At 58.4% G+C, this 19205-nt stretch carries 17 protein-coding genes and 1 pseudogene; 8 read left to right on the top strand and 10 right to left on the bottom strand.

Features of this window, described 5'->3' with window-relative positions; all coding sequences use genetic code 11:
• Positions 1–38 precede the first annotated feature (38 nt).
• Entirely contained in the window at positions 39–1343 is a 1305-nt protein-coding gene (fes, locus tag N5923_RS16515) for an enterochelin esterase (protein WP_323372714.1), read from the top strand.
• A 19-nt stretch (positions 1344–1362) separates the two neighbouring features.
• On the opposite strand, the gene N5923_RS16510 is transcribed toward fes, so the two are convergent.
• From N5923_RS16510 to fepB, 4 genes are read right to left on the bottom strand one after another with little or no spacing between them, the layout of a single operon-like run.
• Positions 1363–2181: an ABC transporter ATP-binding protein gene (locus N5923_RS16510; RefSeq protein WP_267141956.1), complete on the bottom strand. Its 819-nt coding sequence runs from the start codon at positions 2179–2181 to the stop codon at positions 1363–1365.
• Positions 2181–3215, bottom strand: coding sequence for an iron-enterobactin ABC transporter permease (gene fepG / locus N5923_RS16505; RefSeq protein ID WP_407704477.1), 1035 nt, complete (start codon positions 3213–3215; stop codon positions 2181–2183). The genes N5923_RS16510 and fepG overlap by 1 nt, the downstream gene beginning before the upstream one ends.
• A gap of 10 nt (positions 3216–3225) precedes the next feature.
• On the bottom strand, positions 3226–4221 hold the full coding sequence (gene fepD, locus N5923_RS16500; RefSeq protein ID WP_267141955.1) for a Fe(3+)-siderophore ABC transporter permease: 996 nt from the start codon (positions 4219–4221) through the stop codon (positions 3226–3228).
• On the bottom strand, positions 4218–5243 hold the full coding sequence (gene fepB, locus N5923_RS16495; RefSeq protein ID WP_267141954.1) for a Fe2+-enterobactin ABC transporter substrate-binding protein: 1026 nt from the start codon (positions 5241–5243) through the stop codon (positions 4218–4220). Before fepB ends, fepD begins: the two co-directional genes overlap by 4 nt.
• Before the next feature lie 214 nt (positions 5244–5457).
• Here fepB and N5923_RS16490 point away from each other — a divergent pair, with 214 nt between their 5' ends.
• From N5923_RS16490 to N5923_RS16475, 4 genes are all read left to right on the top strand, one after another.
• Positions 5458–6888, top strand: a complete 1431-nt coding sequence (locus tag N5923_RS16490; protein ID WP_267141953.1) for an EmmdR/YeeO family multidrug/toxin efflux MATE transporter — start codon at positions 5458–5460, stop codon at positions 6886–6888.
• A gap of 168 nt (positions 6889–7056) precedes the next feature.
• Positions 7057–7806, top strand: a complete 750-nt coding sequence (locus N5923_RS16485) for a response regulator (RefSeq protein WP_267141952.1) — start codon at positions 7057–7059, stop codon at positions 7804–7806.
• Between the two features lie 185 nt (positions 7807–7991).
• On the top strand, positions 7992–8534 hold the full coding sequence (locus tag N5923_RS16480; protein WP_267141951.1) for a TetR/AcrR family transcriptional regulator: 543 nt from the start codon (positions 7992–7994) through the stop codon (positions 8532–8534).
• Positions 8531–9670, top strand: coding sequence for an MFS transporter (locus tag N5923_RS16475; RefSeq protein ID WP_267141950.1), 1140 nt, complete (start codon positions 8531–8533; stop codon positions 9668–9670). Before N5923_RS16480 ends, N5923_RS16475 begins: the two co-directional genes overlap by 4 nt.
• 4 nt (positions 9671–9674) lie before the next feature.
• On the opposite strand, the gene N5923_RS16470 is transcribed toward N5923_RS16475, so the two are convergent.
• From N5923_RS16470 to N5923_RS16455, 4 genes are all read right to left on the bottom strand, one after another.
• Positions 9675–10358 (bottom strand): D-lyxose/D-mannose isomerase, encoded by a 684-nt coding sequence (locus N5923_RS16470; RefSeq protein WP_267141949.1) that lies wholly within the window; start codon positions 10356–10358, stop codon positions 9675–9677.
• Positions 10359–10415: 57 nt separating this feature from the next.
• Positions 10416–11357: an ABC transporter substrate-binding protein gene (locus N5923_RS16465; RefSeq protein ID WP_267141948.1), complete on the bottom strand. Its 942-nt coding sequence runs from the start codon at positions 11355–11357 to the stop codon at positions 10416–10418.
• 64 nt (positions 11358–11421) lie between these two features.
• Complete coding sequence (locus tag N5923_RS16460) at positions 11422–12411, bottom strand: ABC transporter permease subunit (RefSeq protein WP_267141947.1); 990 nt, start codon at positions 12409–12411, stop codon at positions 11422–11424.
• A gap of 10 nt (positions 12412–12421) precedes the next feature.
• Complete coding sequence (locus N5923_RS16455) at positions 12422–13936, bottom strand: sugar ABC transporter ATP-binding protein (protein ID WP_267141946.1); 1515 nt, start codon at positions 13934–13936, stop codon at positions 12422–12424.
• A 147-nt stretch (positions 13937–14083) separates the two neighbouring features.
• Between N5923_RS16455 and N5923_RS16450 the strand changes: the two genes are divergently transcribed.
• Positions 14084–16717 carry an ATP-binding protein gene (locus tag N5923_RS16450; protein ID WP_267141945.1) on the top strand — a complete coding sequence of 878 codons (2634 nt, stop codon included), beginning with the start codon at positions 14084–14086 and terminating at the stop codon, positions 16715–16717.
• Here the strand turns inward: N5923_RS16450 and phnH are convergent.
• Positions 16699–17274: a phosphonate C-P lyase system protein PhnH gene (gene phnH / locus N5923_RS16445; protein ID WP_267141944.1), complete on the bottom strand. Its 576-nt coding sequence runs from the start codon at positions 17272–17274 to the stop codon at positions 16699–16701. The genes N5923_RS16450 and phnH overlap by 19 nt on opposite strands.
• A gap of 79 nt (positions 17275–17353) precedes the next feature.
• Positions 17354–18067: pseudogene (gene phnF / locus N5923_RS16440) on the bottom strand (phosphonate metabolism transcriptional regulator PhnF).
• 229 nt (positions 18068–18296) lie between these two features.
• On the opposite strand from phnF, the gene N5923_RS16435 reads away from it, so the two are divergent.
• Complete coding sequence (locus N5923_RS16435; protein WP_267141943.1) at positions 18297–18737, top strand: antitoxin Xre/MbcA/ParS toxin-binding domain-containing protein; 441 nt, start codon at positions 18297–18299, stop codon at positions 18735–18737.
• A complete protein-coding gene (locus N5923_RS16430) occupies positions 18734–19201 on the top strand; it encodes an RES family NAD+ phosphorylase (protein WP_267141942.1) in 468 nt (155 codons plus the stop codon). Before N5923_RS16435 ends, N5923_RS16430 begins: the two co-directional genes overlap by 4 nt.
• Positions 19202–19205 lie beyond the last annotated feature (4 nt).

The following is a 19205-nucleotide window of genomic DNA, read 5'->3' as shown; positions in this document are numbered from 1 at the left end:
GTTAGTCTCTGTGGCGAAAAGTAACGAAGGACAAGTCGATGATAAAGCGAACAAACCTGATGCCAGCCCTGCAACCGGCGGGGACAGTGGCGCAACTGCTGGCGGCGTCCAATGTCGGCCAGCCAGAGTGGTGGCAACAACTGGCGGAGATCGGCACACCGCTGGTTGAACAGCAGACGGGAAGTGACGTCAGAATGAGTTATTTCTGGCGCGATAGCGGCGGCAGTCAGCCGCAAACGGTGCAGGTCTATATTGATGTCAATGGCGTCACCGATCACCACAGCCAGCAACCAGAAACGATGCAGCACCTGGCGGGCACCGATGTCTGGTACTGGTCAGCCGCCATCGATCCGCGCTGGCGCGGCAGCTACAGTCTGATCCCGGTGAATGCCAGCCAGCTGCCGCCCGATTTTAGTCAGGATGCGGACACTGCGCGCCAGCAACAGCGCGCGTGGTGGATATCGCTGTTCCCGCTGGCAATCGCCGATCCGCTGAATCCGCTACGCCCGCACTTTACCAGCCGCCGTAAAGCGCTCTCCGCCGCGCATATGCCCGACGCGCCTGTGCAACAGGGCTGGCGGACCTTTGACAGCGGCGGCGATATCGACGCCGACGCCGCCCGCCTGCACCGTTTTCACTGGCAGAGTAGATTACTGGGTAATCAGCGCCCGATCTGGCTGTATACCAGCGGTGAAAGCGCGCAGCCGGAGCAGCGGCCGCTGATTATTGTGCTCGACGGCCAGAACTGGGCGCAAAATATCCCGATTTATGCCGCTATCGACCAGCAAACCGCCGCCGGTCAGCTGCCTGCCGCCTGCTGGTTATTTATTGATGTGATCGATATGGCGCATCGCGGCCAGGAACTGCCGTGCAACCCGCATTTCTGGAAGGCAGTGCAGCAGGAGCTGTTGCCGCTAAGTCGTCGCCTCACCCCCTTCAGCGACGATGCGCAACGCACGGTGGTCAGCGGTCAGAGCTACGGCGGCCTCGCCGCGCTGTATGCCGGACTGCACTGGCCGCAGCGCTTTGGCCGCATTCTCAGTCAGTCGGGATCATTCTGGTGGCCGGATGTGAATATTATGCATCATCCTGAAACAGACAATACCGGCTGGCTGACAAAGCAGGTTGCACGCCGCCAGCAGTCGGCGGCGACGCTGAAGATTTTTATGGAGTCCGGCAGTACTGAAGAGGATATAGGCTTTGTCAATCAACAGATGCTGAGCGCATTAACAGCGGCCAGTCTGCAGGTGGCTTACCGCGAATATATTGGCGGCCATGACCCGCTCTGCTGGCGTGGCGGACTGATTGACGGCGTGCAGGCGCTGCTAAAAGATACCCTGTAACTGCACATCCGCCCGGCGCTTAACGCGCCGGTGCCGGATGAAAGCGACCGCAGGGCACAATCAGCGGCGTATGCGATACCGGGTCATCAATAATCACGCTGGTCATGCCAAACACCTGTTGCACCAGCTGCGCGCTGATAATCTCAGCAGGTTTACCCTGCGCCACGATCTGTCCGCTGTGCATCACAATCAGGTTATCGGCATAGCGGCAGGCCTGATTCAGATCGTGCAGCACCGCTATCAGCGTATGGCCCGACTGCTGATTAAGCTGACGGAACAGATCCAGCAACTCAATCTGGTGCGCGATATCAAGCCAGGTGGTGGGTTCATCCAGTAACAGCAGCGGCGTCTGCTGCGCCAGCACCATCGCCACCCACACCCGCTGGCGCTGGCCACCCGATAACTCATCCACACTGCGCGCGGCAAGATCGCTGATATTGGTGGCGGCCATCGCGGCATCCACCGCCTGACGATCGGCGTCACTCCACTGCTTTAGCAGACTCTGATGCGGATAGCGGCCACGCGCCACCAGTTCCGCCACGCTAATCCCCTCCGGTACGATGGCATGTTGCGGCAGCAGCCCCAGCTGGCGCGCCAGCGCTTTGGTGCCCAGCTGATGGATATCTTTACCGTCCAGCAGCACCTGACCGCCGCGCGGCTTTAACAACCGGCAGAGCGCTCGCAACAGCGTCGATTTGCCGCAGGCGTTAGGGCCGATAATCACGCTAAACTGTCGGTCAGGAACGGTGACATTCAGATCGCGGGTAATCACTTTTTGCTCATAGGCCAGCGTCAGCGCGGAGGCCTGTAAACGACTGGTAACGGTACGGTTTATCATTAGCGACGAGACTCACGGATCAGCAGCCAAATCAGATACAGACCGCCGATACTGACGGTCACTGCGCCAACCGGCAGCTGCACGCCGTTGAAGCTGTGTTGTGCCGTAATATCAGCGGCCAGAAGTAACAGCGCGCCGCTCGTCGCCGCCGAAAACAGCGGCACGGAACTGGCGCGCGTCAGACGGCGCGCAATTTGCGGCGCCGCGAGGGCGATAAACGAGATCGGCCCGGCGCTGGCGGTGGCTATGGCGGTGAGGATAATACCCGACAGCATCAGCCACAGGCGGCTGGCTTCGGCGTTTACTCCCAGCGCACGCGCGCTGTCATCACCCATCTCCAGTAGTTGCAGTCGTTTTCCCAGCAGCAATATAACGGTAATGGTCAACGGTATACCCAGCAGCGCCGGTTGCCCTTTCGCCCAGGTCATCCCGTTTAGCGAACCAGCCCCCCACAGCGCGGCGCTCATCGCACTCTCCAGCGAACCGGTGATAATCAGCCAGGTATTCAGCGCCGACAGCAGCGCCGCCACCCCCAACCCGACAATAATCAGGCGAAAGCCGACAATGCCCTCGCGCCAGGCGAGCAGCCACACCAGTGCGGCGGCGGCGATACCGCCGATCAGCGCGCCACTGGCGATCTGATAATAGCTGCCATTAAGCAGGATAATGGTCACCAGCACGCCGGTGTATGCACCGGTATTAAAGCCCACCACATCCGGGCTGCCGAGCGGATTGCGGATCACCGACTGAAATACGGCCCCACTGACGCCCAGACCGGCGCCCAGCACCAGCGCCAGCACAATCCGCGGCGCACGCCACTGGCTGACCACGGTAATCATTCCCGGCTCGCCGCTGCCCTGCAATGCGCGCCACACCTGTAACGGCGTCAGGCTTAATGTGCCGTAGCACAAGGCAAACAGCGCCAGCAGCAATGCCAGCAGCAGTAACAGGCCGTTGGTCAGCATCACCCGCAATGACAGACGACCATTAATCATGCCACGGGGATTCCCCAACAGCACCGTTCTGGCTACCACCCGACTCTCCTTAATATTTATGTTGCCGTACCAGCCAAATCAGCACCGGCGCGCCGATAAAGGCCGTGACAATGGATACGCGCAGCTCGCCCGCCACCAGCAGACGGCCAGTGATATCGGCGGTCAGCAGTAGCACTGGCGCCAGCAGAAAAGAGGCAAGCAGGATCCAGCGCTGATCCGAACCAAACCACCAGCGCGCGACATGCGGGATCATCAGGCCGACAAACGCAATCGGCCCCACTAATGCAGTGGTGGAACCACACAGCAGCATCACCGCCACCACCGCCAGCAGACGCACCAGCAGCACCCGCGTCCCCAGCGCCGCCGCCATCTCCTCGCCCATACTCAGGCTGTTAAGCGCACGCGCCGACAGCAGCGCCAGCAGGCATCCGACAGTAATCGCCGGGGCGATAAAGCGCAGATTATGCAGCGAACGGATATCGAGAGTACCGGCCTGCCAGATCCGCATCTGGTCAAAGGTTTGCGGATTCAGCAGCGCCAGTGAAGTGGTCATCCCGGTTAGCACCGCGCTCAGCGCCACACCTGCCAGCGTCAGACGCACCGGATTGACCCGGCCGCCGCCGAGCGATCCAATCAGCCATACCGCAATACTGGCCAGCAGCGCCCCGCCCCAGGCGAAGCCCAGCCATCCGGCCATACCGCTGACGCCAAACAGACTGATACCGATGGCAATCGCAAAACTGGCGCCAGCGTTAACCCCTAAAATGCCCGGATCGGCCAGCGGATTACGGGTTAACGCCTGAATCACTGCGCCTGCACCGCCGAGCGCCAGTCCGGCGAGGATCCCGGCAATCGTGCGAGGCAGACGCGCATCGACAATAATCACGCTGTCGGCATTTTGCAGCTGCCCGGTCAGACTGTGCCAGACATCCGCCGGGCTGATGGTTTTCGCCCCCAGCAGCATGCTGGCGCCACAGCACAGCAGCAGTAGCAGCAAAATCACGCCGAGCAGGCTGAGCTGGCGTTGCGTGCTGTATTGCGTCATGGTTTTGGCGCAGCAAAATGCTGCTCAATGTTGTTGAGCATATTGCTGGCGCTGTAGTAATCGAGGCGGAAAGTATCCGGCCCCATCGCATAGACCCGCTGTTGCTGCACGGCGTCGAGATGGGTGAGAAAAGGATTGGCGCTGACACGTTGCACCGTCTGCGCATCGGCGGAGAACAGCAGCAGCGTATTGCCATTCAGCCCGGAGGCCATATTCTCGCCGGATAACTGGATAATATCATTGCGCTTACCCATGCTGGTTTGCGCATCAATATTGGCAGGCAGAGTGGCCAGCGTGAAGCCGAGTTCGCTTAACAGCTGCCCCTGCGCCGAAGCGCGGGTCCAGAGATTAACGCCGCGTCCGTCTTCGTAATACACCAGCGCCGAAACGGGCTGCGGCGGCAGAGTGATCGACTGCTTTACCGCCGCCACCCGCTGCGCAAAACCGTCAATCCGGCGACGGGCATCCGCTTCATGGCCGGTGATATTGCCCAGTTCGCTGGCCAGCTGTTGCCAGCTTTTATTGCCGTAATCAATCACCAGCGTCGGCGCGATGGCTGAAAGCTGATCATAGAGTTTCACTGCCGAATCGCCACCGGTGGCGGACATCACAATCAAATCCGGCGCTTCAGCGGCAATCGCTTCAGCATTTGGCTCGGTGATATAGAGGGATTTCATATGACGTGCTTTGGCCTGCGCTCCCCACTGGGTGAAGAAGCCCTGCTCGTCCGCCACGCTGCTGTTACGGCTGGTGGCGCCGGAGGCAATCACCGGCGCATCAATCGCCAGCAACGTTCCGGTAAGCGTCACGCTGGTGGAAACAATCCGCTGCGGCGCGTGATCCAGCGTCAGCGGCCCTTTTGGCGTCGCCAGCGTACGTGGCCAGTCGCCCTGCTGCGCACCCGGCTGGCTGGCCACTGGTTGCTCGCTCTGATTATTGTCACAACCCGTCACCATCAGGGCCAGCGGAAACACAAGCAGCGCAACCATTTGCGATGCGCTTTTTGACAGCAAATTTTTCATTTATTAACGAATTTAATGTAAATGAGTATTATTATCATAGCGCTAATCTTATTGAATTTAAACCTGTTTACCGCCGCCCACGACACCTGAAAAAGCGAATCCGCAACCAAAAAAGGACTTTTTGTGCGGTGCCGGATAAATAAATTGATTATTGTTCAGCCCTTAACCATCCTTGCTTTACTCCCCCCGTATTTCTGATGTTGCCGGAACTCACTTGCAAAAGCTGTACACCAAACTGCTGCACGCCATTCAGGGCACCGCCTGGTATCCAAAACGGCGCTCTTATCATGTTCTGCTGCGGCGGGAAATCACTCCGCTGGCTGTGCCGATCTTTTTCGAGAATATGTGCGTACTGCTGATGGGGGTGCTGAGCACCTTTCTGGTCAGTCGCTTAGGTAAAGAGGCGATGGCGGCGGTCGGGCTGGCCGAAAGCTTCAGTATGGTGATTATCGCTTTCTTTGCCGCCGTCGACCTCGGTACCACGGTGGTGGTGGCTTTCAGTCTGGGCAAACGTAATCGCAAGCGCGCGCGCGCCGCGACCCGTCAGTCGCTAGTGCTGATGACGCTGGCCTCGGTGCTGCTGGCGCTGGTGATTGAATTTTCCGGTCCGGCAATTATTGATGTCATTGCCGGGGCGGCCGAACCGCAGGTAAAAGAGTTAGCGCTGATCTATCTGCGCATTACCGTCTGGAGCTATCCGGCGGCGGCTATCGCCTTAATTGGCTGCGGCGCGCTGCGTGGCGCGGGCAATACTAAAATGCCGATGCTGATTAACGGCGGCATGAATATCCTCAATATCATTATCAGCAGCATTTTGATTTACGGCTGTCTCTCGTGGGACGGGCTGGGCTTTATTGGCGCGGGCATTGGCCTGACGCTGTCGCGCTATATCGGCGCGGCGGCGGTGATTTATGTGCTGATGATCGGCTTTAACCCGGCGCTGAAAATCACCCTGAAAAGCTACTTTACACGTATGAACGGCTCCATTCTGATGGAGGTGTTAAGCATCGGCCTGCCAGCCAGTATTGAATCAGTGTTGTTTAACGGCGGCAAGCTGCTGACGCAGGTATTTGTCGCGGGGATGGGCACCAATGTGATTGCCGGTAACTTTATCGCGTTCTCAATTGCCTCACTGATTAACCTGCCGGGTAACTCGCTGGGATCGGCGTCCACCATTATTGTTGGCACCCGGCTCGGTAAACAGCAGATCGGACAGGCGGAGCGTCAGCTAAAACATATCTTCTGGTTATCGACCCTCGGTCTGTGCTGTCTGGCGCTGATTTCGGTGCCGCTGGCAGGCGTGCTGGCGTCGTTTTACTCCAGCGAACAGGATGTTATTGATGTGGTGAAAGTGCTGGTGTGGCTGAATGCCGCCTTTATGCCGATCTGGGCCGCGTCATGGGTGCTGCCTGCCGGGCTGAAAGGCGCGCGCGATGCGCGTTATACCATGTGGGTATCGATGCTGAGTATGTGGGGTTGCCGGATTGTGGTTGGTTATACCCTCGGCATCGTGCTCGACTTTGGCGTCGTCGGTATCTGGCTTGGGATGTTCTTTGACTGGATTGTGCGCGGCATCTGTTTCTACTGGCGGATGGCCAGTGGCCGCTGGTTATGGAAATATCCGCGGGTGCGGTCGCCGGACTGAACTTCAGCCGCGCCGGTTAACTCCGCGCGCGGCAATTCTGCGGCTGATGCCGAAAAATCCACGCGCCGCCCGCGACCCGTCTCACAGTTTTATCGCCTGCCCCTCACGCCGGTTAGCGGCTCAGATACACTGCTTTTTAACCTGTCTGCAACCTGTGAGGTCGCTGCGATGAAACCCGCCATTCTGGTGGTCGACGACGATAAAGCCATCTGCGAGCTGCTTAACGATGTGCTGAGTGAACATGGGTTTACCCTGTATAGCTGCCATTGCGGCGAGGATGCGCTGGCGTTGCTTGCGGGTCATCGCGAGATCTCGCTGGTGATGCTGGATATGATTTTACCGGATACCAATGGCCTGCTGGTGCTACAGCAGATGCAGCGAACCCGCCCCGATCTGCTGGTGATTATGCTGACCGGCATGGGATCGGAGTCGGATATCGTGGTCGGACTGGAGATGGGCGCAGACGACTATATCGCCAAGCCGTTTAACCCACGGGTAGTGGTGGCGCGCGCCAAAGCGGTGTTGCGCCGTAGCGGTATACTATCGCTGGAAAATCCTTATACCAGCTGGCGTGGCTGGCAATTTAATGGCTGGCGGCTGGATGAAAACCGCTGCGTGTTGCTGAACCCGCAGCGTGAAGAGGTGGTGCTGACGCAGGGCGAATATACGCTGCTGCTGGCGATGATCAGCCATGCGCGCAAAGTGCTGACGCGCGATCAGCTGCTTGAACTGACCCACAGCGAAACCCTCGATGTATTTGACCGCACCATTGATGTGCTGATTATGCGGCTGCGGCGAAAAATTGAAATCAACCCGCACCAGCCGACGCTGATCCGCACCATTCGCGGACTGGGCTATGTGTTTTCCGCTGATGCGGTGCGCCCGGATGCGGCGCTGATTAACAGTCGTATTGCCTGAGACAACCTCTCCCCTCTTACCATACATACAGGCTGCGTATCGCGAAAATCATCCACACGGGCGGCGAGAACGCGGCCCCTGCGGTTTAATGTGGCAGGGGCGGCATTCTCGCCGCCCTTTGCCGCAGCAGACTCTGATTTAAGATAATTATTGCAAAAGTAAAACGATCGGTTTACTTTTTACAGATGCAGAAAAAACAGGATATTATTCAGGCCGCTGAGCAGTTGTTTTATCGCAACGGTTTTCACGCCACCAGTACCGACCGCATTTGTAGCGAGGCGGGCGTTTCTACCCGCACGCTGTACAAATACTTTCCTTCACGCGAGATGCTGACTGAAGCGGTGATGACTGAACGCAAAAACCGCTTCTTCTCCGCCCTTTATGCACCGCAGCATCCGCAGGCAATTAGCCAGCTTTTCACGGTGCTTGAACAGTGGATGCAGGAACAGGGCAGCTCCGGCTGCTTCTTTCTGAAAGCCTGGGGCGAATATGCGGAGCAGGATGTCAGACTGTCAGCGCAGGCGCTCGACTATCGCTATCAGCTGCGCGAGTACATCGCTACCTGCGTCAGACATTCGCATGGCGCAGACAGCGTGGCGATTGCTGATGCGATCTGGATGTTATCCGAAGGCGCTATCACCTCTGCGCTGATTATCGGCCCCGCAGCGGCCAGCCATGCCGCAGCAGCGGTCGCTCTGCTGCTGGCCGGCAGCGGGAAAAAACCGTGAGGGCTTCTGTCGCACTCGGTATCACCGGTTTTTCACTGATTGCGGTCACCTACGGCATGGCAAGATTCTCCTGGGGACTGATGCTGCCTGCGGTAGCCAGCGATATACCCTTTAGTTCCCGGCTGGCTGGTGTGATCTCTGCCTGTAGTTTTGCCGCTTACTGCCTGGCGATTATCGCCGCATCACTGCTGACAGCGCGTTATGGCGCGCGTTTACCGGCGGCGCTGGCAGCGTTATGCGCCGCTGGCGGACTGCTGCTGCTCGCCCTCGCCTTCTCCCCGGCGATGCTGGCCGCCGGACTGTTTATTGCCGGTCTGAGTTCCGGCCTCGCCTCTCCGGCGCTTGCCGCCGCCGTCAATCGGATGATTGCTGCACAGCAGCAGCCTCAGGTAAATACCATGATTAACGCCGGCACCGCGGCGGGCATTATCCTGTCGGTGCCGCTGTTGCAGTGGCTGCCCGGCGGATGGCGGGTGGCCTGCATAGTATTTAGCATCATGGCGCTGGCCTGCCTGCTGCCGGTTCTGCGTTATCTGCCAGGCAAGCATCCGGATAGTCGTGATGGAAAGATAAACTGGCGTAAGACGCTGCTCTGCCGTTCGCTGGCGCGGCTGGCGATAGTTGCCTTTATCAGCGGCCTCGCCAGCGCGGCATGGTGGAGCTTTGGCCCGGAGCTGCTGCAGCATCACTCTGCTGTGGATAAAAAAACCACCAGCCTGTTATGGCTGGTCAGCGGTGGCGCAGGAATAGTTGGCGCACTGACCGGACCGGTTGCGGCGCGTATTGGTCTGCATCAGGTCTGGCGTCTTTCGCAACTGTTTATGGCGCTTCCACTGCTGCTGCTGGCGCACAGTGAAAGTTTCACCTGGGGGTTATTTCCGGCCGTGGCGCTGTGCGGCGCAGGTTATGTCACCGTCTCTGGCGTGCTGCTGGTATGTGGCGCTGCCGCAACTGCACACTCCCCGGCCTCTGGCGTCGGCGTGCTGTTCTTTATGCTGGCAGCGGGCCAGGTGGTGGGATCGGTGATCTTCGGTATGCTGTATGCCGCCGCAGGCGCTGCTACAGCACTTACGCTGTTTGCACTGCTCTCCGCGCTGATGATGATTTTTGTCCCACAGGGAATCCACGGCAAATAACGGCTTATGGCAGATAGCGCCCGTATTCATTGCACAGCAACCAGCGTGGCGCTTCGTCATCTTCAAGCGGATTAAAGCGCGACACCGGCGTGAGAAAATAGTTATCGCGTTCATCATCGTTAATCATCGATACCTCGCCTGTCAGCACATCCCCCAGCCCGGCCTCGCTCCAGAAGCTGTGACAGATGCCGGGCGGCAGCGTAATGCTCTCGCCAGGCGATAAGCGGATCTGCGTACCGGCGGCATGAGTCTGGCGAAAACCGTCAATCGCTACCGTTACCGGCGTGCCAGCCAGCGCTTCACCGTCGCGGTTATACAGCTCAACAATCAGATTGCCGCCCGCGCGATTAATAATATCTTCGCGTTTACGCCAGTGAAAATGCAGCGGCGTCACCTGCGCCTCACGGCAGTGCATAATCTTTTCAGCATAGCATTTGGCATAGGGCACGCCGTCAGGCGAACCGTTACGCAGGGTAAACAGCGTCAGCCCCTGCTGCTGAAAGTTATCACTGCCAAAAGAGGTGACATCCCAGCCCAGCTTCAGATCGAACACTTCCTGCCACTCCTCACGCGCTCTCTGCCGCCACTGCGCCAGCGTGAACTCCGCCCAGCGCGGCAGATGCACATCCTGGCGGGCAAAGAACGCGAGGGTCTGTTGCAAAATCGCGTTGACCTCAGAGCGCTTCATCGGCTTATCTCCTGTTTAATCGGGCAGGCAGCGGTTGCATACCTGCCACGGATGCGCTTATTTCACCGTCCAGCCTTTGTAGTCAGCGATATTGTTGCGGTCGATGGTTTTTACCGGGATCAATACCGTCTCTTTCGGTGCCGGTTTGCCCTGCAAAATGTCATAACCAATTTCCACCGCCCGTGCCGCCATTACCTGCGGATCCTGCGCCGGGGTGGCGACAAACAGGGAATTCTCACGTTTCAGCGCTTCTTCACCATCTGGCGAGCCGTCAACGCCGACGATAAAGAATTCGCTGCGCTGCGCCTGTTTAGCGGCTAAATCCGCGCCGATAGCGGTCGGGTCGTTAATCGCAAATACTGCGTCGAGTTTTGGGTGGGCCGAGAGCAGCGATGTCATCACTTCCAGGCCGCCTTCACGGCTGCCCTTCGCGTTCTGATTAGAAGAGAGCACCTTGATATCCGGATGTTTTTTAAACTCGCGCATACAGCCGGATACCCGGTCCTGAATCGAGGAGACCGGCGGACCGTTGATAATCACCACATCGCCCTTATTCTTCAGCCGCTCAGCAATATACTGGCAGGCCTGGCTCCCGGCCTGGGTATTATCGGAGGTCACCGCGGCATCGGCACCATCGGCAGTAACGTCAACCGCCACCACCACGATACCGGCATCACGCGCACGTTTTACCGCTGGCGCAATACCTTTTGAATCAGCGGCGCCAAGGATAATCATATCCACCTTCGCGGCAATAAAGTTATCGATCTGCCCTACCTGCTGACCAAGGTCATAGCCGCTGGAGACCAGCGTGACATTGACATTGTCACCCGCCAGCTCCCGCGCCTTCATCTCGGCGCCTTTCGCAATCTGCACAAAGAACGGGTTGGCCAGATCCCCCACGGTCACGCCGATGGTTTTTAGTGGCTTTGCCTGCGCCAGCGGCGCGGCCACCAGCATGGTTGCGGCCAGCAGCCCGGTAATAATCGGATTTAAACGCATGGACCTTCTCCTGTATCGGTTGTCGCCAACAGCAGAATGGCGTGTCAGTTGTGTCGGGAAATCCTTAGTTCGCCTGATGATGACGGGTGCGATATTTATCAATCAGTACAGCAATAATGATCACCGCACCTTTGATCACCAGCTGCCAGAAATAGGAGACGCCCATCAGCGTCATACCGTTGTTCAGGGTGGCGATAATCAGCGCGCCAATTAAGGTACCGGTGATGGTGCCGATACCGCCGACAAAACTGGTGCCGCCAAGGATCACCGCCGCAATCGCATCCAGTTCATAGCCGACGCCCAGATTGCCGTTGGCGCTGTACAGTCGCGAAGCGCTCATCAGCCCGGCCAGCCCGGAGAGCAGTCCGCTGGCGGCATAGACAAACAGCAGCACCGCGCCCACTTTAATCCCGGTCAGACGCGCCGCCTGAATATTGCCGCCCACCGCATAGATATGGACGCCCAGCGTGGTGCGCCGCAAAATAAACCAGCAGAGTGCGATCACCGCAAAAGCGATCACAATCAGCCACGGGATCGGGCCGAGATAGCCATTGCCGATCCACTCAAAATTAATACTGGAATTGATTACCGTGGTGCCATCGGCCAGCAGATAGGCGGCACCGCGCATCGCGGTATAGGTGCCCAGAGTGACAATAAACGGCGGCAGCCCGGCCCAGGCGACCAGCACGCCGTTAAACAGTCCCATTAACAGCCCGGCAAACAGCGCCGCCGGTATGGTCAGATTCGCCAGCGCCGGATCGAGCGACGTGACCATCGCCACCACCGCCGTTGCTCCGAGCATCGAGCCGACCGACAGGTCGATACCGCCGGTCAGAATAATAAAAGTCATCCCCGCCGCCAGCACAATATTGATTGAAGCCTGACGGGTAATATTCAGCAGATTTGATTCGGTAAAAAAGTTGGGCGTCGCAAAGCCGAACACCACCACAATCAGGATCAAAATCGGCAGAATACCGATGGTTTGCATCATATCGGCCATCAGTACACGCTTCAGCGCCGGAGTTTTGCTGCGCGCAGGGACAGAGTTAGTCATGGGTGGCTCCTCAGACGTTAACCGGTTGCGGAAGATCAACGCCGGTTGCCAGCGTCATAATATTCTCCTGAGTAATACTGTCGCGTTGCAGCTCACCCACTATCGCGCCTTCACGCATCACATATACCCGGTCACTCATGCCGACCACTTCCGGCAGCTCACTGGAGATCATCAGGATCGCCACGCCCTGCTGCGCCATCTGATTCATCATGCGGTAGATCTCGCTTTTAGCGCCGACATCAACGCCGCGGGTCGGCTCATCCAGCAGCAGAATACGCGGACCAATCGCCACCCAGCGCGAAACCAGCAGTTTCTGCTGATTACCGCCGGAGAGTCCGCCCGCCCGCACCTGCGCATGAGGGACACGGATATTCAGCGAGTGAATGGCGTCGCCGGAGATTTTCTGCCCTTTGCGCCGATCCAGCAGGCCGTAACGGGCATCGCGTTCAATCGTGGCCATCACGATATTTTCATGGGCAGCAAGTTCCAGAAACAGCCCCTGTTCTTTACGGTTTTCCGGCAGATAGCCGATGCCGAGCGCAATCGCTGCACGCGGCGAGGTGATATGAACCGGTCGCTGATCCACCGCCACCGTGCCGTTGGTGGCTTTATGGACGCCGAAAATCAGCTGCGCCAGCTCAGAGCGCCCGGCGCCCACCAGCCCGGCAAGGGCGACAATCTCCCCGGCACGCACCTCAAGGCTACAGGGATGGATTTTACCGCCGTCGGTCAGGCTATCTACCGTCAGCCGCGGCGCGCCGTCGGTAATCGACGGCTCTTTGTTAAACAGATCGCTAAGCGGACGGCCAACCATCATCCGCACCAGTTCGCTGGCATTCAGATTGTCGCGCGTCAGGCTGCCGACATACTGACCATCGCGCAGTACGCTGACGCGATCGGAAAGCTGATAGACCTCGGCCATACGGTGACTGATATAGATAATCGCCATCCCTTCGGCGCGCAGACGTTTAATCAGGGCAAACAGCTGCTCCGTTTCGCGCGACGACAGCGCCGCCGTCGGCTCATCCATCACTAAAATCCGGCTGTTGCGGTGTAAAGCGCGGGCAATCTCCACCTGCTGCTGTTCGGCGATACTCAGTCTGAACACCCGGTCCGTGGAAGAAAAACGGGCATGCAGACGGTCAATCACCTTTTGCGCTTCCTGCGCCATCTGCCGCCGTTTCACCAGGCCGTAGCGCTGGATTTCACTGCCAAGAAAGATGTTTTCAGCCACCGTCAGATTGGGCGCCAGATTCATCTCCTGATAGATCAGCGTAATGCCGGCTTCCAGCGCATCCTTCGGCCCTTTAATCAGCGTCGGCTGACCATCAATCAGAATTTCCCCGCTGCTGGCGCTGTAAGCACCGGCCAGAATCTTCATTAAGGTACTCTTACCGGCGCCATTCTCGCCCATTAAGGCATGCACCTCGCCCGGCCAGACCGTCAGGCTGACATCTTTTAACGCCCAGAACTGACCAAAGCGGCGCGAGATATTTTTCATTTCCAGAATCGCTGTCGCTGCCATGCCATGCATCCTGTTCGCCGGATAATGGCAGCAGTAAAACAGGGTTAAATAAATGGAAAATGTCAGCGCTCATTCATCTTTGTCATAGTGTTAAACCGCACCACTTTTATACTCGCTGCTCAGCCTCAGCGATGTTGCGGAGCCTCTATGATCACCGAAACGGTTTATCCCCGACGACTGGCGGGCGCGCGTGGCCGTCTGCTGATCTTTAATCTGCTGGTGGTGGCGGTGACATTGATGGTCAGTGCGGTGGCAATTATCGGATTTAACCATGCGGGCGCCATTCAGGAGCAGGCACAGGCGCAAACCCTCAGTGATATGACCGGCAGCCTGGCGCTGGCGCGCGATACGGCGAATGTCGCCACCTCGGCGGCACGCCTGTCGCAGGTGGTGGGCGCACTGGAGTATCAGAGTGAATCGGCGCGGCTGCGGCAAACCCAGCGGGCGCTGCAACAGTCGCTGATGCGCATCGCCGCCGCGCCGCTGGCCAGCCGCGAACCGCAGCTGGTTAGCCGGATCTCACAGCGCAGCCAGACCCTCGAACAGAGTGTCAGCAGATTACTGGCACGCGGCCATCAACGCCATCTGCAACGTAATATGATGTTAAGCGGTCTGTATCAGGCCCAGCTGCAACTGCACCATATCAACGACATTATGCGGCGTGACCGGCTCAGTCAGCCGCCACTGCCGCTGCGTCAGCAGATCGATCGGCTGATTACCGTTGCCACCCGCACCCCTTCGCCGTTACCGGCGATCCAGCAGTGGCGCCAGGTGATGCAGCAATGGCCGCAGCACAGCAGCAATCGCCTGCTGAACGATAAGATGCAGCGGCTGCTGGCGACCGGGCGCTCGCTGTTGCCGCTGGCGCAGCAGCTGGCCGACAGCGATCTGGCGATTGCTTACCACACCTACCAAATCAAAGCGCTGGTGGCGATGCTTAATGAGGACATCACGCGGTATGTCGGCAAAGTGGCGCAGGAGACCACGCTGCGCACCGCCGCCACCCATCACGAACTTAACCTGATCATTTTGTTTATCACCCTGTTTGCCCTGCTGTCGCTGGTGATCACCGGATTTGCCGGCTTCTATATTTACCGTAATCTTGGTTCGAATCTGACGGCGATTGCCAGCGCGATGACCCGGCTGGCACAGGGACAGCGCGACGTCAGCGTTCCGGCGCTGCAACGACGTGATGAACTGGGCGATCTGGCGCGCGCCTTTAGCGTCTTTGCCCGCAATACCGCCTCGCTGGAGCACACCTCACGACTGTTAAAAGAGAAAAGTAATCAGCTGGAGTCGACCTTTTTAGCGATGCGTGATGGCTTTGCGCTGTTCGACGGCGGCGGCCATTTAGTGGTATGGAACTCGCAGTATCCGCTGCTGTTAGGTCTGGCGGCGCAGCAGCTGCATCGCGGACAGCACTATCAGCAGCTGCTGCAACAACTCGCGCCGCAGTTAGCGCTTAATCTCAGCCACGACCTGCCGGAGCCGCAGGAGCTGCGCCTGCATGATGGCCGGGTGATTGAGCTGCGTTTCAGCCCGGTGCCGCATCGCGGAATGGTCAATACGGTGCTGGAACGCACCGAACGTAAAGCGCTGGAGGAAGCGCTGGTGCACAGCCAGAAGATGAAAGCGGTCGGCCAGCTTACCGGCGGTCTTGCCCATGATTTTAACAATCTGCTGGCGGTAATTATTGGCAGCCTGGAATTGATTGACCGCGCCAGCCTGGAGGCGCAGAGCGCTCAGCGTATCAGCCGCGCGCTAAAAGCCGCCGAACGCGCCGCCCAGCTGACCCAGCGCCTGCTGGCGTTCTCGCGCAAACAGGCGCTGCATCCGCAGGCGGTGCAGGTCGCCAGCCTGGCGGAAAATCTGCAGGAGTTAATGAGCCATTCGCTGCCTCCCGGCCAGACACTGGCGATCGAGGCGCAACAACCGGGCTGGCTGGCATGGATTGATGCCGGGCAGCTGGAGAATGCGCTGATTAATCTGGTCGTGAATGCCCGCGACGCGCTGGGGGAGAATGACGGCGAGATTAAAATACGCATCTATAATCAGCGGGTTGAAATCAGCCCGCAGGAGAAAAGTGACAGCGTCACGATTGAGGTAATTGACCAGGGTTGCGGCATGTCAGAGGAGATCCGCACGCAGGTTTTTGAGCCGTTTTTCACCACCAAAGCGCCTGGCAGCGGCAGTGGCCTGGGGCTGTCGATGGTGTACGGTTTTGTGCGCCAGTCTGGCGGCAGCATCCATCTGGAAACCGCCCCGGATCAGGGCACGCTGGTTCGTTTGCAGCTGCCGCGCGCACCGGCGCAGCTGCAACCCACCAGCCCTGTAACGGAGCCAGAGCCGGCCGGCCATCAGGATCGACTGGTGCTGGTGCTGGACGATGAGCCGGATGTGCGCCAGACGCTGTGTGAACAACTGCATCAGCTCGGCTATCTGACGCTGGAGTGCGCTACCGGCGAGCAGGCGCTGAGACTCCTGCAGCAAACCGCCGATATCAGCATGCTGGTCAGCGATCTGATGTTGCCAGGAGGGTTAAACGGCGCCGAGGTGATTCGCCAGGCGCAGAGTGTTAATCCGGCGCTGGCCACCCTGCTGGTCAGCGGTCACGACCTGCGTCAGCAGCAGCAACAAGGCACGCTGCCGTTGTGCGAACGGCTGGCGAAACCCTACAGCCAGTCGCAGCTGGCGCAGGCGATGCGCCGGGCCTGGCAGCGCAGTCTGACGGTAAGCCGCCTGCCGCTGGCTGGCGAGTCTGGTCAGCACACTTCCACCTGAGTAGTACGCGGCAGCGCCATCATCGCCTGCCCACAGGTGAAGATCAGGTCGATACCTTGCGGAAAACGCTGCTGGCGTTCGCGTAGCGCCTGCAGCACACGCTGCGGCAACTGCGGCGCAATGGCGCGCGTCTCCATCAGGCCGGCGCCGCGCAGGCGCAGCGTCAGGCCGCCATTCAGTGACGGCACTTCAATAATCACCGTGGTGCTCTTTTCTGCCGCTATATCGTCAGCGGGAGCGAAACAGTGCGGATCGATCTCCGAGCGTGCATGCAGCAAAGCAAAAGGCGCATCGTGGCGATCGGTTACTGTCGCGCCGGTATGAAAACGCAGGCTGGAGAGCAGCACCTCATCGTGCAACGCGTTATCCAGCCACAGTGGGGTTTCAGCATCGACCAGCGTCAACAGTACCGAGGTTGCCGCGGGCGAAATTCCGCCCCAGCTTTGTTGCATCGGCAGCGAGACCATCACGCCAGGCTCGCTCATCGCTTTCAGAATACGGCGGAAAGCGTGCTGCGTATCGGCCAGCGGAGGGTTAAAACTTGCCAGTAAAGTCATTAATGATCTTCCCGAATCAGGATAAAAAATCCACGCCGCTGCTGGCGGTTTCGCTGCCGCATTGTGGCGTGGCCGGTGGCTAATGTTGCAGCGTCAGTTCAATCATATCGGCGCGCGTCAGGCTGACCGAGTACTCCGCCATCGCACCATCGTCCATCACGTTTAAGGTACGCACGCACAGCAACGGCGCCTGCAGACCAATCTCCAGCAGCTTGCTCTCTTTGGCCTGCGCCTTGCGGGCGCTGATACGTGTCTGACGTCACGTAAACTGATGGTGGAGGTGTTGATCAATAAATTCGTGCAGTGAGCCGCTATGGAACTGTTGCAGTTGCGGCCACCATGTCAGGTGGGGAATAAAGTGGTTAATCACACAGACCGGCAGGCCATTGACCCGGCGTAAGGTGCGCAGATAGATCACATTCGCACCTTCCGCACAGGCCAGCGCCGCAGCAACTTCGCTACTGGCCGGACGCAATACCGCCAGCAGGCGCTCGCTGGTGGGATGGCTGCCCTGCTCCAGCAGATTCTGGCTGAAGCGCGTCTGTGAGTGCAGCGGATAATCGTAAGGGCGCATCAGCACCAGGATGCCGACACCGTGACGGCGTTGCAGCAGCCCTTTATTGACCAGTTCATCCACCGCACGGCGCAACGTATGGCGATTGACCGCGTAACGGCTGGCCAGCTGTTGCTCTGAAGGAAGATAGTCACCACAGCGGTAACCCTGGCGCAGCTCTTCTTCAAGTTGCGCGGCGACGGCCTGATAGACAGTGGTCGGATGTCTGGATAAGTTCATCATAAGCATAACCTCCGTAACACGGGGATGGCGAAAATCGCATGCCGGTACCGCTGTTAACTGGCTTATCGGTGGTGGCGTGCGATTACCTTGCCGTTATGGTGTGACAGGGAGGTTAAACTGAGATTGCATGCTGATGAATTTGCCGTGCAGGAAACGGGCAGCAGATTGACTCCTGCTGCCAGATGGCTAAGATAGACTATGACAAATGGCAGCAATGAGGTCGACAATGAAAACCTATTCCCTCCCGCTTAAAACAGAGACGCCCAGCAGTTTATGGGTAGCGGCGAACCTGCCGGATGCCTCCGGCCCGGAGCTGCGTGGCCTGATGTCGCTGGGTTTGCAGGTAGACGTGATCGACAATATCCGCGATATCATCGGATTTAAAAAAGAGGAGTTTCTCTCTACCCTCGGACTGAGCGCCCGCAGTATCGCGCGGCGTAAAGATCGGCTATCGCCGATTGAGAGTGAATCGATCACCCGCTATGTCACCGCTTTCGACCTGGCGTTGTCGATGTTTAACAACGATTATCACAAAACCATCCACTGGATGGACACTCCCGCACGCGTGCTGGGCGGGGAAACGCCAAATCAGGCGATGAAAACCGAAACCGGCGCGCGTGATGTGATGAGCCTGATCGAAGGCATCAAACATGGCGTGGTAATGTGATTCTGTATCGCTTTTGTCAGAAACAGTGGGTGGCAACCGCATGGAGCGGCGTCGGTGCTGTTAATAACAGTCTGGCGCGCTGGAATATGCCGGGGACGCCGATGGTCTATCTGGCGTCATCGGTGTCTCTGGCGATGCTGGAAATTCTGGTGCATGTGCAGGATGAATCGATTCTGGAATGGTATCAGTTGATGAGCATTGAGATCCCGGATGCGCGCATCGTAAAGCTGGATCCAAATGACCTGCCTGCCAACTGGAATTCTGAGGTGCCTGGTCGCGCGACCAAAGAGATTGGCAGCGGCTGGTTCAGCGGAAAATCGAGTGTGGCGCTGATGGTGCCCTCCGCGATTGTGCCAATGGAATACAATGCGCTGCTGAATAACCAGCATCCCGATTTCGCCGCCTGCCTGAAGACAGTAAAAATGCTCGATTTCGCTTTTGATCCACGGCTGACTGCACTATAGGGGA

Source organism: Winslowiella arboricola, assembly GCF_025527015.1.
GTDB classification, from domain to species: Bacteria; Pseudomonadota; Gammaproteobacteria; order Enterobacterales; family Enterobacteriaceae; genus Erwinia; species Erwinia arboricola.
The sequence above is the reverse complement of the archived record's forward strand: the minus strand, read 5'-3'. Positions and strand labels throughout refer to the sequence as shown.